This window comes from Pseudoxanthomonas sacheonensis (assembly GCF_031455975.1).
Taxonomy (GTDB): Bacteria; Pseudomonadota; Gammaproteobacteria; order Xanthomonadales; family Xanthomonadaceae; genus Pseudoxanthomonas_A; species Pseudoxanthomonas_A sacheonensis_A.
This window is the reverse complement of record NZ_JAVDTT010000003.1, coordinates 366,874-381,258: the sequence shown is the minus strand read 5'-3', so window position 1 is coordinate 381,258 and position 14,385 is coordinate 366,874. Positions and strand designations below refer to the sequence as shown.

General features: G+C 62.8%; 17 protein-coding genes. 10 read left to right on the top strand and 7 right to left on the bottom strand.

Going from position 1 to position 14,385, the window contains the following annotated elements; genetic code table 11:
• The first annotated feature begins 49 nt into the window (after positions 1-49).
• Positions 50-934 (top strand): class A beta-lactamase, encoded by an 885-nt coding sequence (bla, locus tag J2W94_RS14015; protein WP_310094596.1) that lies wholly within the window; start codon positions 50-52, stop codon positions 932-934.
• 62 nt (positions 935-996) lie between these two features.
• The gene (locus tag J2W94_RS14010; protein WP_310094593.1) at positions 997-1,686 is read left to right on the top strand and encodes a GNAT family N-acetyltransferase; all 690 of its coding nucleotides are present in this window, start codon (positions 997-999) and stop codon (positions 1,684-1,686) included.
• A gap of 16 nt (positions 1,687-1,702) precedes the next feature.
• Here J2W94_RS14010 and J2W94_RS14005 read toward each other — a convergent pair whose 3' ends face one another.
• Positions 1,703-2,374: an NAD-dependent epimerase/dehydratase family protein gene (locus J2W94_RS14005; RefSeq protein WP_310094590.1), complete on the bottom strand. Its 672-nt coding sequence runs from the start codon at positions 2,372-2,374 to the stop codon at positions 1,703-1,705.
• Between the two features lie 86 nt (positions 2,375-2,460).
• Here J2W94_RS14005 and J2W94_RS14000 point away from each other — a divergent pair, with 86 nt between their 5' ends.
• Complete coding sequence (locus J2W94_RS14000; RefSeq protein ID WP_310094586.1) at positions 2,461-2,970, top strand: DUF1697 domain-containing protein; 510 nt, start codon at positions 2,461-2,463, stop codon at positions 2,968-2,970.
• A gap of 282 nt (positions 2,971-3,252) precedes the next feature.
• Complete coding sequence (locus tag J2W94_RS13995; RefSeq protein ID WP_310094583.1) at positions 3,253-4,320, top strand: hypothetical protein; 1,068 nt, start codon at positions 3,253-3,255, stop codon at positions 4,318-4,320.
• Between the two features lie 28 nt (positions 4,321-4,348).
• On the opposite strand, the gene J2W94_RS13990 is transcribed toward J2W94_RS13995, so the two are convergent.
• The 6 genes from J2W94_RS13990 to J2W94_RS13965 all read right to left on the bottom strand — a co-directional run bounded on the left by J2W94_RS13990 (position 4,349) and on the right by J2W94_RS13965 (position 8,563).
• Positions 4,349-4,660, bottom strand: a complete 312-nt coding sequence (locus tag J2W94_RS13990) for a GIY-YIG nuclease family protein (RefSeq protein WP_310094581.1) — start codon at positions 4,658-4,660, stop codon at positions 4,349-4,351.
• On the bottom strand, positions 4,657-6,375 hold the full coding sequence (locus J2W94_RS13985) for a DUF2207 domain-containing protein (protein ID WP_310094579.1): 1,719 nt from the start codon (positions 6,373-6,375) through the stop codon (positions 4,657-4,659). Before J2W94_RS13985 ends, J2W94_RS13990 begins: the two co-directional genes overlap by 4 nt.
• Positions 6,372-6,932 carry a LemA family protein gene (locus tag J2W94_RS13980; RefSeq protein WP_310094576.1) on the bottom strand — a complete coding sequence of 187 codons (561 nt, stop codon included), beginning with the start codon at positions 6,930-6,932 and terminating at the stop codon, positions 6,372-6,374. The genes J2W94_RS13985 and J2W94_RS13980 overlap by 4 nt, the downstream gene beginning before the upstream one ends.
• Before the next feature lie 86 nt (positions 6,933-7,018).
• Positions 7,019-7,243, bottom strand: coding sequence for an RNA-binding S4 domain-containing protein (locus J2W94_RS13975; protein ID WP_310094573.1), 225 nt, complete (start codon positions 7,241-7,243; stop codon positions 7,019-7,021).
• A gap of 135 nt (positions 7,244-7,378) precedes the next feature.
• Positions 7,379-8,035, bottom strand: a complete 657-nt coding sequence (locus tag J2W94_RS13970) for a hypothetical protein (protein ID WP_310094570.1) — start codon at positions 8,033-8,035, stop codon at positions 7,379-7,381.
• A gap of 27 nt (positions 8,036-8,062) precedes the next feature.
• Positions 8,063-8,563 carry an RNA polymerase sigma factor gene (locus J2W94_RS13965; protein WP_310094567.1) on the bottom strand — a complete coding sequence of 167 codons (501 nt, stop codon included), beginning with the start codon at positions 8,561-8,563 and terminating at the stop codon, positions 8,063-8,065.
• 206 nt (positions 8,564-8,769) lie between these two features.
• On the opposite strand from J2W94_RS13965, the gene J2W94_RS13960 reads away from it, so the two are divergent.
• The 6 genes from J2W94_RS13960 to J2W94_RS13935 all read left to right on the top strand — a co-directional run bounded on the left by J2W94_RS13960 (position 8,770) and on the right by J2W94_RS13935 (position 14,379).
• Positions 8,770-9,795: a fatty acid desaturase gene (locus J2W94_RS13960; protein ID WP_310094565.1), complete on the top strand. Its 1,026-nt coding sequence runs from the start codon at positions 8,770-8,772 to the stop codon at positions 9,793-9,795.
• Between the two features lie 199 nt (positions 9,796-9,994).
• A complete protein-coding gene (locus J2W94_RS13955) occupies positions 9,995-12,013 on the top strand; it encodes a DEAD/DEAH box helicase (RefSeq protein ID WP_310094562.1) in 2,019 nt (672 codons plus the stop codon).
• Positions 12,014-12,280: 267 nt separating this feature from the next.
• Positions 12,281-12,697, top strand: a complete 417-nt coding sequence (locus tag J2W94_RS13950; RefSeq protein WP_310094559.1) for a hypothetical protein — start codon at positions 12,281-12,283, stop codon at positions 12,695-12,697.
• A 15-nt stretch (positions 12,698-12,712) separates the two neighbouring features.
• Positions 12,713-13,297 carry a hypothetical protein gene (locus J2W94_RS13945; protein WP_310094557.1) on the top strand — a complete coding sequence of 195 codons (585 nt, stop codon included), beginning with the start codon at positions 12,713-12,715 and terminating at the stop codon, positions 13,295-13,297.
• Positions 13,294-13,608 carry a metalloregulator ArsR/SmtB family transcription factor gene (locus tag J2W94_RS13940; protein ID WP_310094555.1) on the top strand — a complete coding sequence of 105 codons (315 nt, stop codon included), beginning with the start codon at positions 13,294-13,296 and terminating at the stop codon, positions 13,606-13,608. The genes J2W94_RS13945 and J2W94_RS13940 overlap by 4 nt, the downstream gene beginning before the upstream one ends.
• Positions 13,609-13,656: 48 nt before the next feature.
• Positions 13,657-14,379 carry a pseudouridine synthase gene (locus J2W94_RS13935; protein ID WP_310094552.1) on the top strand — a complete coding sequence of 241 codons (723 nt, stop codon included), beginning with the start codon at positions 13,657-13,659 and terminating at the stop codon, positions 14,377-14,379.
• Positions 14,380-14,385 lie beyond the last annotated feature (6 nt).

Here is a 14,385-nt window from a genome sequence, read left to right as displayed (position 1 = left end):
CGGGACGAAGTGATATTTTCTCCTGCCCTCCCGATGCGAATGGAAATACGTGACCCTAGATCCTTCACGCCGCTCGCTGCTGCTCGCCATCGCCTGTAGCGCTACGCTCGCGCCCTTCGGAGGCGCGTTCGCGGCGGGAAAGCGCGACGCCGAAGCGCAAGACCAACTCGAAGCACTGGAGCGCCGACACGGAGGTCGTCTTGGCGTCTCCCTCCTCGACACGGGCACCGGCAAGCGCGTCGGCCATCGCGCCGATGAGCGCTTCCCGATGTGCAGCACCTTCAAGTTTCTTGCCGCGGCGCAGGTACTTGCACGGGTGGATCGTGGCGAGGAGCGGCTGGACCGTCGCATCGTCTACTCCAAGGATGATCTGGTCGCGTATTCGCCGGTCACCGAGAAACACGTCGGCGAACCTGGCATGAGCCTGGCCGAGCTGTGCCACGCCACCATTACCCTCAGCGACAACACCGCCGGCAACCTGTTGCTGGCCAGCTTTGGCGGACCGGCCGGACTGACCGCGTTCGCGCGATCGCTGGGAGACGACGTGACTCGGCTGGATCGTTGGGAAACCGAACTCAACGAAGCGATTCCCGGAGATCCGCGCGACACCACTTCTCCGGCCGCAATGCTCGACGACATGCGCTTGCTGCTGCTGGGCGATACGCTGTTGCCCGCCTCGCGCAAGCAGCTTGCCGACTGGCTGGTCGCCACCACCACCGGCGGCCAGCGTATTCGCGGCGGCTTGCCAAAGGGCTGGCGGGCGGGTGACAAGACCGGCACCAGCGGCAAGGGCGAGACCAACGATATCGCCATCGTTTGGCCGCCTGGCCGCGCGCCTTTGTTGGTGACGGCATATCACGCCGAATCCACCGCATCGCAGGAAACGAACAATTCGGTCATCGCCGAGGTTGGGCGTATCGCCGCAAGCCTTTAGGAATCGGAGAGTCGTATGCGTTATGCGCTTCTGTTGCTAGCGATGGCAGACTTCGGGCTCCCATGAGTCCGCATCCCCTCGACAATCCCATCTGGGAATCCCTGGCCAGCCGGCATCGTTCGCTGGCCTTGCGCGACGGCGATGCGGCGCGCTATCCGCCGGACGTCGCGCCCTTCCTGGGCGTACCAGCCGACGGCGTCGACGCGGCAATATCGCTGGAATCGCTGGTGCCGCGCGACGACACCGTATTGCTGCTGGGACGGGCGCCGGCGGAGTCCGAAGGCTGGCGAATGCGGCAGCTGGCCTTGCTGGCGCAAATGGTCTGTTCCGCTCCGATTCCCGAAGTGGGTGGTCCGGATCTCATCGAACTGACGGAAATCCATCGAGCCGATGTGCTGGCGCTGACGGCGCTGGTCTATCCGCATTACTTCCGGCCGCGCACCGTGGAATTGGGCTGCTATTTCGGCATTTACCAGGAGGGCCGGCTAGCGGCGATGATCGGCGAGCGCATGGGCATGGACGAGTACACGGAAATCAGCGCGGTCTGCACGCATCCCGATTTCAACGGCCGCGGTTACGCACGGCACTTGTTGATCTGGTTGTCCAACGACATTCTTAGCCGCGGACTGACACCGTTCCTGCACGTGAGTCACGAGAACCGCAGGGCCAAAGAGTTGTACGCGCAAAACGGCTACCGTCTCCGTCGCGACATCCCCTTCTGGTCGTTGCGGCGCGACGATAGCCACGCCTGAAACCGACTCGCGCGTCCTAGTCCAGCCGCGCTTCGTTATTGATGTCGCGACTTTCCAGTATCCGGCTGGGTGTGCCGCGCGCGGTCGCGTTGATCATGGCCAGGCCCACACGTTCCGAAGTCGTCATTGCGCTCGGCGCGTAACGCACCGCCAGCGACAGCAGCGGCGCGGTCATCGCATAGATGGCGCGTATCCAACCCACCTTCGGCTGCACGCCATGCAGCGGCTGAATTCCGCCGGGCCTGAATAGGTAGACGGCCTTGAATGGCAGGCGCAGCAGCGCGTTCTCGGTGCGGCCCTTGACCCTGGCCCACATCGATCGTCCCTGTTCGCTGGAATCCGTATTCGCGCCACTGACATAGATGAAAGTCATGCCGGGGTTGAGCCTGGCCAGCACGTTGGCCACGACCAGGGTCATGTCGTAGGTGATGCGCGTGTACTCCGCTTCGGCCATGCCTACCGACGACACGCCCAGGCAATAGAAGCAGGCGTCGTAACCTCGCAGCTGACCCTCGACTGCCGACAGGTCGTACAGATCTGCATGGATGAGATCCTGCAGCTTGGCATCCTGGCGTCCGCTGGCGGAGCGGCCGACGGCGAGCACGCGTTCGACCCGCGGATCGCGCAGGCATTCGATCAGTACGCCTTGTCCCACCATTCCACTGGCGCCCAACAGGATTATTTTCATTGCCGCTTCCTCGGTGCCGCTTCCCAGTGATGGGAAAGGGTAACCTGCCGATCCGACGCTGCGTCGATTCGACCAACCAGGTTCGCATGAACACCTACATCGCCCTGCTGCGCGCCGTGAATGTCGGCGGAACCGGAAAATTGCCCATGGCCGAATTGCGTGCCCTGTGCGAATCCGCCGGCTTTCAAGCTGTGCGTACCTATATCGCCAGCGGCAATGTGCTGTTGCGCAGCGATTCCAGCGCGGTGCAGGTGAAAGCGGCGCTGGAGGAGGCGCTGGCGCGGTATGCGGGCAAGCCGGTGGGCGTGTTGGTGCGCACCGGCGCCGAGATGGCCGCGGTCATTGCCGCCAATCCCTTTCCCAAGGCTGCGCCCAACCGCGTGGTAACGATCTTCCTCGATGGCGCTCCGCCTGCGGATACGCTGGAAACGGTCAGGCACCTCAAGGACGAACGGATCGTGCCGGGAAAGCGCGAGATCTACGTGCATTACGGGGAAGGCATGGCCGATTCGAAGCTGGTCATTCCCGCGGCGAAGAGCGGGACCGGGCGCAACATGAATACCGTCGTCCGGCTGGCGGCAATGGCGGCGGAGTAAGCGCGGCGCTTCTGTCGGCGCGTTCGGTTTCGTGAAATGCGCGGGCACGAAAAATTCATTTACGCAGGCACAGGGACTGCTGCCGCGCCCGAGGCCTTTGCCTCGCTGTAGCGGCTTCCAGCGGCGTGACGCAGGCCGGGTTGCGACGACAGCCCGGGCCTGCGCGCCTCCGGCGGCTATATTCACGCTTCGTTTGGTTCGTTCCCCGGTCACACACTAGACTGAGGACTGCTCGTCGCACGTCGCGATGCAGTGCTTCCTCATTCCGGATAACGACGCGGCATGTCCAAACAACGGTTTCTGTTCGTACTTGTTGCCTGCCTTGCTGCCTGTCAGCAAAAGGCGCCGGTCGAGCCCCCGATCACCATCGTCGATGTGCCCGCCAGCGCGGGACAGAGCGGCGCGCTCAGCGGCGGCTCTCAGACACCCGTGCCGGTAGCATCCAAGGCCGATGTATTGAAAGGCACGAATTGGCCGGGGGTCGAGCTGACTTCCGGAGAGGCCGCGATCAGCTGCGAATCCGATCCGATCGCGGCAAGGGGAGGCGAACCGCTGACCGATCTGTCGTACGCCGGAGTGAATGCGGCAGTCGAGAAGTGCAAGCAAGCCGGAATGCTGCGGCTGAACTACGAAGGCAAGATCGCCACCGATTTCACCGCGCTGGTGGAGCGAGTGGGCAATGTCGCTGAGCGCCTGAAGATCGAGCAACGCATCCTAGATCTGGATTCCAGCGGCGGCCACGTGGAAGACGCCATGAAGGCGGGCGACGCCATCGGTGCTTCGAAATGGACCATCCGCGTGGGAGATCAGGCCATCTGTCACAGCGCCTGCGTGCTGATCCTGGCTGCAGGCGATGACCGCCAGATCGCCGGCAAGGTCGGCATCCACCGGATGATCCGTGTGGATTCGACCGCGACCACGCGCGCCGAGCTCAGCCAGGAGCTGCGCGAGGTCTACGAGAAGATGAAGGAGTATCTGGAACGCAATGGCGCATCGGTGGCCGTGGCCGACCTGATGATGACCGTGCCCAACCGCAAGCTGCGGCTGCTTTCCGCGGACGAGCTGGTGGAATACGGGCTGGATGGCACCAACGCCGTGCAGGACGACCTGGAACGCATCGGCCTGACCCGCAAGTGCGGCGAAGATTTCGTGCGGCGCAAGGACGAGTTCATGCGCGCTTTCGAACGCGAATGCCAGCTGCCCGACAGCAGCACCGAGGCGGTGGATGCTTGCGGACTGACGCTGAGGGAAAGCTACGGTTTTCCCGACCGGAAGTGCCCGATCGAAAGCCCGTTGTCCGCCCATGATGCCGATGGCGTGCGTGCTGCGGGCCGGACAGGAGGCGAGTAAGAGATCCTATCGCGGAGGATCGGCTTCGTTAAACGCCAACAGCGTCGGATTGCTCTGTTTCAGTTTCTTTGGGCGTTCCCAGTCCCCAGCTCTCACATAACTGGCGTTTTTGTGCGGCTGAAAGCTGCTTGATAAGGTATTCGGCGCGGCTGGCTTCGGAGCGACCGGGATAAGCGCATTGCCCCAACAACCGCAGCGGTGGATGCGAACGGGTATACCGCGCGCCCTTCCCCGCGACGTGCTTTGCGTAGCGCAGAGCTACGTCGACCGCGATACCGGTGTACAGGCTGCCATCGCGGCATTCGATCAGGTAGACGTACCAGGACGAGGGCGGTTTCAACGGCCGCCACCCCCACCGCCGCCGCCGCCGCCGCCGGAGGAGCCGCCGCCTCCGCCACCCGAGGAACTGCCGGGCACGCTCGAAGAAGAAGCGATCTGCGAACTCAGGCTGCTGCCCACTGCCTTGGTGAAGCTGCCCAGGTCGCCGATGTTGCTGCCGTGGTACCAGGAAATGCCTGCCGTCGCCGCGGCTACCGCGGCAGCGCCTGCAGCCACGGTGAACTTCCTGGTCCATGCGTCCTCGACCTCCAGCGCTACCGCGTACGGCAGCAGCATTTCGTAACGCTTGGCGTCCAGTGCCGGCGGCGCATCGGGGCCGGGAATATTTTTCAGTTCATCGCGCTCGGCGACGCTGAGGTAGCGTTTCAAACCTTCTATCTCATCCAGAAGTTTGCGTCCGGCGAGCGTCGGCGCCTTGATCAGCACACCGAAGACGACCACCCCGATCAGCATCAACCCCACGACGATGAGGATGAAAGGAATGCCGCCGCCGCCGCTCAGGGCCAGCGATGCGGCAGCGCCTACCAAGGCGATGACCGCGGCGATGGCGATGCTGCCGCCGTTGCGCGCGAACAAGGCGGGCTTGAAGCGCTTCTCCAGCGCCGCGGAATGGGCGGACTGAGCGCCAGAGACCGTGCTGGCATTGGTGTTCTTCAATTCCAGTTTCTGGTTGCCGTTCTTAAACAGGTGCGATTGCAGGATTCTCTGCTCTTCGATCCCCGCCGGCGCCGCGTCGGCCGTCTTCTCCAGCTCCCAGTCGTCGCTCAGGAAGCCCTTCTCGCGATGGATGCGCACGTTGCCGGCCACTGCCAGGGACAGTAGATCCGCCGAGAAGCATCGGGTGTCGTAGGCCATGCGCTGCATGAAGCGCAAGCCGGCGGGAGAGTAGCCCGGAGGCGGATCGTACTGGACGATGATCACGCCTGGCTTTGGGTCGCGGCCCAGCCGGTGCCAGCGACGGAAACAGAAGACCAGCAGCGCGATCAGCGCCGCCAGCGCGATCAGCACGCCACGGTTGTCCTTCAACAACCACATCCAGCGCTGCATGGAGCTGGCTTGTGCCACCAATCCCTTCGGAAAGCTCATCACGATGGTGAAGCCTTCGCGCGGCGCCAGCGGTTGGGTCAGCAACCAGCGCGCTATGCCGGGGGCTGTGACCTTCGCGTCGTAGGCATCGCCCTTCTGACCTTGCGCGCCGGTGTAGGCCTCTACTTGGATGCGGTCCATGGGAACGGGGGAGGGCAGGCGCACTTCCACGCTGCCGCGTTCGATGGGGAATTCCCAGCCGGTGCCGATGGCGTTCCAGTACAGCTCGTCGTGGTCGGCGAAGAAACCCAGCTGGCGGGTGGTGCGGTAGCGCAGGGTGTAAACGAAGTCGGCTGGGGTCGGCAGGAAATCGTCGTTGCCGGTATTGATGCGCACGCCGTTGGATTTCTTTTCGGTGAACCACGGCTCGGGCTTTCCATCTCGCTGTACGTCGATCACCTGCAGATCGACCACGACCCGATTGCCGTAGCGGTCCTTGTAGCGTGTGGGGAAGTCGCGGTAGATGCCACGGCGGATGTTGTTGCCTTCGGCGCGCACCGCGATGCGTTCAGTGACGTCGAGGCTGCCGTCGGTGCCGACCTGCACTTCGCTGTCGTAGGAAAGGATGCGTTCCTGGGCGGCCAGCGGCGCCGCAAGCAGTAGCAGCAATGCGAAGAAAATCCGCTTCATCGGGAAAGCTCCACTTTCACCGCCGCGCGGCCGGCGTCGTCGGCCTGGAAGAACTCGGCATTGTCGAATCCGCCAACGCGGGCGACAAACAGATCCGGCACCCGTTGCACAGCATCGTTCAGGTCGCGGACCGCGCCGTTGTAGAAGCGGCGCGCGTATTGCAGCTGTTCCTCCACCTGCACCAGATCGCGTTGCAGCTGCGCGAAGTTCTCGCTGGCCTTGAGGTCGGGGTAGGCTTCCTTGAGCGCGAGCAGCCGGCCGATGCCCTGCTCCAACGCCGATTCGATAGCGCCCAGTCTCCCCGGCGCCCGCGCCGCCATCGCTTGGCCGCGCAGTTCAGTCACCGTGGCCAGAACCGCCTGTTCGTGACCCGCGTATGCCTGCACCGCCGATACCAGTGAAGGAACCAAGTCGTGGCGGCGGATCAGCTGCACGTCGATATCGGCCCAGGCGGTACGCACCTGATTGCGCAGACGCACCAGGCGGTTGAAGGCGAACACGGCCCATGCGAGCACGGCCAGCACCGCCACCAGGATGATTGCCGCAAGAATGGTCAAGGCCAGGCTCCTGAAATCACGGAAAGCCTCGATTATGCCTCGACCATGATCGTCGCGAGTCGCCATGCGTGTCGTGCCAGGAAAGCTCAGTGGCGCGGGTCGATCACCCGGATGGTCACGCCTTCCAGTTCCACCGTGCTGCCGGCGCGGATCTTGCAGGTCTTGCGGAGTTCGATGACGCCATCCACTGACACCGCGCCGCTCGCCACCAGTGCCTTGCCGGCACCGCCGCTGTCGCAGATGCCTACCAGCTTGAGCAGCTGGTTGAGTTCGACATGATCGCGATCCAGTTCGAATTCGAGGACGGGCATGTTCCGGGTGTTTCACGCAGTGGGGTCGCGGCCAGAGTACCGCGTGACGAAGCGTTTCGAACCCTATTGATCAAATTTTGCCAATGTGTTGCTCGAAACAGACCAAGTGCGCGGCCCACCCACCGAGTCCCTGGCTCACTCTGTCTCGAACCGCTTCACCTCGTCCAGAACACGCTGTGCCCTTCGCAAGCTGCCGCCACTCAGGTTTTCTGCATAGCGCTGAGCGAACTTCCCGCGGCGCGAACTGCTCGCCCAGCCATGGAACCCCCACATCGCCAGCAGTCCGACGATGCCAATGACGATACTGAGCAGCACGAATCCGGGCGCAACCGTGACAATGTCGACTCCCAAAAAATCGAACACGACCACGGCGAACGGAATCCACAGGAACCACCAGGAATAGCCCACGACAATGCCACTGCCCACGTATGCACGGCGCACTGAAGCGAGCTGCTTCTGGATACTCAGCACCGGTGCGGCATAGTCGATGATGCGGATTCTGCCCAGCGTAAAGCCGGCCGCGATGATCGTGAGCACTCCGTAGATATGCAGGATCAGTCCGGTGCAGAATAAATGCGCGGCATCGCGATTTTGCGACCAGAAAGCTATCCCGATCAGGACGGTCGCCACGCCGAACAGGATTTGCACAATCTGTCCCCAGAACAGCGGTCGAAGACCGGCGCGCATGTTCTTCATCCTTCCATCCTTGAACAGTTGCAGCTGGATCGCGTTGCTTTGCTGCAGCTTGCGGTCGAGTGCCTGCCAGGTGGCTTTCAGTTCGTCGAGTTCCATGATGTTTTCCATGATTGTCTGTGCGGGTCAGATTTCGTTGCGGATGCGTTGCTTGAGGCGGCTGATCTTGGTGGCCACGTTGGTTTCGCTGATTCCCAGGATTTCGGCGATCTGGCGGTAGCTCTGGTCTTCCAGGTACAGGAGCAGCAAGGCGCGATTGAGCTTGTCCAGCTGCGCGATGAAGCGGTGCAGGGTGCGCACCTGCTGGTCGGTTTCGTGGTTGGCGCCGTTGTCGTCGGCGATGTCGTGCAGCGTTTCGTCCAGCGGAATCGAGTGCCTGCCCCGATGCGCGGTACTGCGCACATGCGAGATCGCCACGTTCAGCGCGATCCGGTACATCCAGGTCGAGAACGGCCTTTCGGCGTCGTAACCTGGAAAGGCGCGCCATAGCTGGGCAGCGATCTCCTGGGCAAGGTCGGCGCGGTCGTCCGCATGGAAACCGTAGGTGTTGGCGACCTTGAATACGATCCCGCGGTGCTGTTCCAGCAGCTCGCCGAAGCGCTCCTGCGGTTGGGTGCCCCTTGCCATGGTTGCCGTGTGCCCCATTCAGCTGCCTGCGCAATTGTGCTTGTCTGCCCTCATGATTCGCACCGGCGCGGGAATAATCACGGCTCGGTGTGCCCAATCCGCACGGAAAGTGGGCGGGGATGAACAAAACCGGCCATACGCCGGCGCATGTCATTGCGTTGACTTCACCTGTCCCTGACAATCGTGACTCCCATGGGAGATATTTCTTGAGTTCCGACCTTCAGGCATCCGCCACGGCTGCCCAACTACGAAAGCTGTGCTCGCATTTCGCCAAGCCGCGCCTCAGCCGCGCCATCTGGCAGTTGCTCAATACCCTGCCGCCGTTGCTGGCGATCTGGGCGTTGATGGCGTGGAGCGTGGTCGATCAATGGGGCTATGGCTGGACGTTGCTGATGGCCGTTCCCGCCGCCGGCTTCTATGTGCGCCTCTTCATCATCCAGCACGACTGCGGGCATGGTTCCTTCTTCGCCAGCGAGCGCGCCAACCATATCGTCGGCGCGAGCTTGGGACTGATCACCCTGTTCCCATTCGGCTACTGGAAGAAGACCCACGCGATCCATCACGGCACTTCCGGCAATTTGGATCGCCGCGAGATGGGCGACATCGAAACGCTGACCGTGGCCGAGTACGAATCGCGCTCGTGGTTCGGCCGCTTCTGCTACCGCTTCTACCGCAGTACGCCGGTGCTGCTGGGCATCGGCCCGCTGTACCAGTTCGTCATCAAACATCGTTTCCCGTTCGATCTTCCTTTCAGCTGGAAGAAGGAATGGGCCAGCGTGATGCTCAACAACCTGATGCTGCTGCTTGTGGGTGGCGCGTTGGGTTTCGCCATCGGCTGGCACACGGTGCTGATGGTGCACCTGCCCATCGTGCTGATGGCCGGCGCCATGGGCGTATGGCTGTTCTATGTGCAGCACACCTTCGAAGGCGCCTACTGGACCAACAAGGAAGAGTGGGATGCCGGCAAGGCCGCGGTGTCCGGCAGTTCGTACTTCGACCTGCCTGCCGTGCTGCATTGGTTCACCGGCAATATCGGCTATCACCACATCCACCACCTGGCCAGCCGCATTCCCAACTACCGCTTGCGCGAGGCGTTCGAGTCCAGCGAGCTGCTGCAATCGGCCCCGCGCCTGACTTTGTGGTCCAGCCTGAAGTGCGCCCGCCTCAAGCTGTGGGACGAGCAGTCCCGGCGTATGGTCGGCTTCGGCTATCGCGGCAAGGCGCTCGCATAACCTCTGCTTTTGTAGACTCCGGCCTCGCTAGGCCGGTTCCGGGCTAGGGCGCGAAAGCGGCCGCACAAGTGCGGTCTTAGCGAGCGGATTCGCGCCGATTCCGTTCCCGTGCCACGGTTTTAGGGCGACAGCTCTTACCGCAGAGCGCACAATATCGCCTTGCGTAGGCCATTTTCCTTGGCGCGCCGGAGTTTTCTGCATGTCTAACGAATCCGATACCCCACTGCTTTTCGCCGATCTCGGTCTTTCCGCGCCCGTCATGGCGTCGGTCACCGAGGTGGGTTACGAGACCCCTTCGCCCATCCAGGCGGCTACTATTCCGGCGTTGTTGGCCGGCAAGGACGTGCTGGGCCAGGCCCAGACCGGCACCGGCAAGACCGCGGCCTTCGCGTTGCCGATCCTGTCCCGGCTCAAGCTGGACCAGAAGAAGCCGCAGGCGCTGGTGCTGGCGCCGACCCGCGAACTGGCCATCCAGGTGGCCGAGGCCTTCCAGCGCTATGCCAACAAGATTCCCGGCTTCGTCGTGCTGCCGATCTACGGCGGACAGGGCTATGCGCCGCAGTTGACCGCACTGAAGCGCGGCGTGCATGTGGTGGTGGGAACGCCGGGCCGGGTCATCGACCATCTGGACCGCGGCACCCTGGACCTGTCCGAGCTGACCACGCTAGTGCTGGACGAAGCCGATGAAATGCTGCGCATGGGCTTCATCGACGACGTCGAAGCCGTGCTCAAGAAGACTCCGCCCCAGCGCCAGGTCGCGTTGTTCTCGGCGACCATGCCGGCGGTCATCCGCCGCATCGCCCAGACCTATCTGCGCGATCCGCAGGAAGTCACCATCACTTCCAAGACCACCACGGCGACCAATATCCGCCAGCGTTACTGGTTCGTCAGCGGCATGCACAAGCTGGACGCGCTGACCCGGATCCTGGAAGCCGAACCCTACGAAGCCATGATCGTGTTCGCCCGCACCAAGCTGGGCACCGAAGAGCTTGCGCAGAAGCTGCAGGCGCGCGGACTGGCTGCCGCCGCCATCAACGGCGACATCCAGCAGCAGCAGCGCGAGCGCACCATCCAGCAGTTGAAGGACGGCAAGCTGGACATCCTGGTCGCTACCGACGTGGCCGCCCGCGGACTGGACGTGGAGCGCATCAGCCACGTGCTGAACTACGACATTCCCTACGACACCGAAAGCTACGTGCACCGGATCGGCCGCACCGGCCGCGCCGGCCGCAGCGGCGACGCGATCCTGTTCGTCACTCCGCGCGAGAAGGGCATGTTGCGTTCGATAGAACGCGCCACCCGCCAGCCGATCGACGAAATGAAGCTGCCCAGCGTGGAAGCGGTCAACGACAAGCGGGTGGAGCGCTTCCTGGGTCGCATCACTGATTCCTTGGCGACCGGCGAACCCGGCGAATACCGTTCCCTGGTGGAGCGCTACGAGCAGGAAAACAACGTGCCGATGGTCGACATCGCCGCCGCGCTGGCGCGCTTGCTGCAGGGCGATACGCCTTTGCTGCTGGGCCCGGACCGCACGCCGGCGGCGCCGCAGGCGTACGAACGCAACGAGCGCCATGAACGCAGCGAGCGTCCCGCGCGTCCGCAGCGCAGCGAACGCTCTTCGCATGGCGATCGTCCGGCCTACGCGGAGCGGCCTGCACCGGCGGCGCGCCCTGTGCGTGAGGAGCGTTCGGCGCCCCGTCGCGAGGAAAGCGCAACTCCGTTCGAGCGTCCCGCGCCACGCAGTTTCGACAAACCCGCACGCGAGACTTCGCGCATCGAGCGTCCCAGCTTCGATGCCCCGGCCAGCGAACGTCCGCGCTTCGACAAAGCGCCGCGCGAGAAACCCGACGTGGGCATGGAATCGTTCCGCATCGAAGTGGGCCACGCGCACGGCGTGAAGCCGGCCAACATCGTCGGCGCCATCGCCAACGAGGCGGGCCTGGACAGCAAGTACATCGGCCGTATCGACATCCAGGACGACTACACCGTGCTGGATCTGCCCGAGGGCATGCCCAAGGAGCTGTTGATGCACCTGAAGAAGGTGTGGGTGTCCGGCCAGCAGCTCCGCATCCACAAGGTGGGCGAGGGCGATGCCGGCGGCGATGCGGCGCCGCGCAAGTTCAAGCCCGCGGCGGCGCGTACCGGTAAGCCTTCGGGCTTCAAGCCGGGTCCTCCGGGCAAGCTGCACCGCAAGGGACCGCCCAAGCCGCGCGCCTAGGGAAGATCCGAACAACCCTTTTCCTGTCATCCCGAGCGCAGCGAGGGATCTGTTTTTCCCTGCAAAACAGCAGATCCCTCGCTACGCTCGGGATGACATTCGAGTTGTTCAGGGTTCTGTAGAACTCGCCTGCCGGAAGATTCTGGCAGAACCGCCATCGCTACCGTTCGTCGGACCGGGCCGGCTTGAGGCTTGACTTGACCTCTCCTATATTTAAGATATTAGTTAAATAAGCATATTACTTATCTTGACTGAAGGAGTAGGGCCATGACGCTGCAACTGAGCTATCTGCTTTATCTGGGCATTTCCATCGCCATGACGATCTGGGTGGCGCGCACGCTGTCCAAGAACGGGGAAGTCTTCCTGGTGATGTGCTTCGGACAGAACGAAGTGCTGGCCAAATCGACCAACCATCTGCTGGTGGTGGGCTTCTATCTCATCAACATAGGTTTCATCGCCCTGCGCCTGGATGGCTGGGATGCGCAGAAGGCCGTGGTGTCGATGATTCCCTACGTCGGCAGCAAGGTAGGGCTGTCGGTGCTGGTGCTGGGTGCGATGCACTTCTTCAACATGATGATGATCGCCCGTTATGGCCGTACGGTCGCCGCCTGGGCCGCGGACAACCGCGCTGCACAGGCCGACGTTGCGCTGGGCATTCCGCCGATTCCGCGTTCGTATCGTTGATCCAGGGCTCGTGCGATGAATGCCAACCTATCCCGCGTCCTCTCAGGAGGGCGCGGTTCTGCGAAGACAGGAAACCAATGGTTCGCGGTCGCTGTCGCCACGTTCTTGTCCGCTTCGGTGGTGCCCGTCATTTTGCTTTGCGTATCGTTGGCGATCGTGGATTGGCAAGACGTCAAAGAGGAGTTGTCTGTCTTCTATATCTCCTTGCTGTTTTCTCTGGCATGGGTGGTGATGCTGGGTTTGCCGGCATTCTTTCTGCTCAGGTTCCTGCACAGGGAACGGATAACCACTTTGCTGGCGGCGGGCTTCGTTACCGGTGGCTTGCCTTTGGCCATACTGGGATGGCCACTGGATACTGGCTCCCGATCCTCCTTTTCAACGAGTTGGCACGGCCAGTTCGTCGATATGGTGAAGGACGGTGTGCCGACGCTGTACGGATGGCTCAGCTATCTTGAGGAAGTAGCGGTAATCGGTGTGATGGGAGCGATCAGTGCGACGACGTTCTGGTACGTCTGGGTATACTTCAGCCGTCGGCCTGAACCGGCTGGCGGCTTATCGGGCGATGGATCGAAAACGCCTACTCTTGACCAAGTGAAATGAGCACCGACAAGATCTTCGAAGCCCTGGCCTCCATGCCAAGGCGCCAGATACTGGCCTATCTCTCCGAGCAGGAATTGCCCGCGGGCGACATCGCCGCGCGCTTCGACATGAGCTCGCCGGCCATCTCGCGCCATCTGGCGGTACTTGAGAATGCGGGCCTGATAATCGGCGAGAGGCGCGGCCAATTCGTGGTCTACAAGCTGATTCCGGACAATCTGGTCAACACGTTGACCCAGTTCGCCTTCGAGATCTGCCCGGTGGCGGGTCCGATCAAGCGCGAAAGCAAGAAAGCGAAGAAAGCGGCGCCCTGATCGGTCTTTGCCGGCCGCGCCCCGGGATTTATCCGGGATAATGACGCTATGACCACCACCCGCCTCAACAAACACATCGCCGAAACCGGCTTCTGCTCGCGTCGCGAAGCGGATCGCCTGATCGCGGACCGTCGCGTCACCGTCAACGGCATGCCCGCCGGCATGGGCGCGGTGGTGGGCGAGGGCGACGAGGTCAAGGTGGATGGGCAGGAACTACGCGTGCGTCAAAAGAAGGCCGGCGGCCGCAAGCACGTGTACATCATGTTGAACAAGCCGGTGGGGGTCACCTGCACCACCGAGCAGGCGGTGGAAGGCAACATCATCGACTTCATCGACCACCAGGAACGCATCTTCCCGATCGGCCGCCTGGACAAGGAGTCCGAAGGCCTGATCCTGCTGACCAGTAATGGCGATATCGTCAACGAGATCCTGCGTGCGGAAAACAAGCACGAGAAGGAATACCACGTCGCGGTGAACAAGCCGGTTACCGACGAATTCCTGCGCGGCATGGCGCGCGGCGTGCGCGTGCACAATCAGACCACGCTGCCGTGCAAGACCGCGAAGCTCGCGAAATTCGGCTTCCGCATCGTGCTGACCCAGGGGTTGAACCGGCAGATCCGGCTGATGTCGGCGGCGTTCGACTACCGGGTCAAGCAACTGCGCCGGGTGCGCATCGACAACCTGAAACTCGGCGTTTTGAAGCCCGGCCAGTGGCGCAACCTCACTGAGATCGAATTGCGGGGACTGCTGCCTCAACGCACCGAGTGGTGAGCGGCG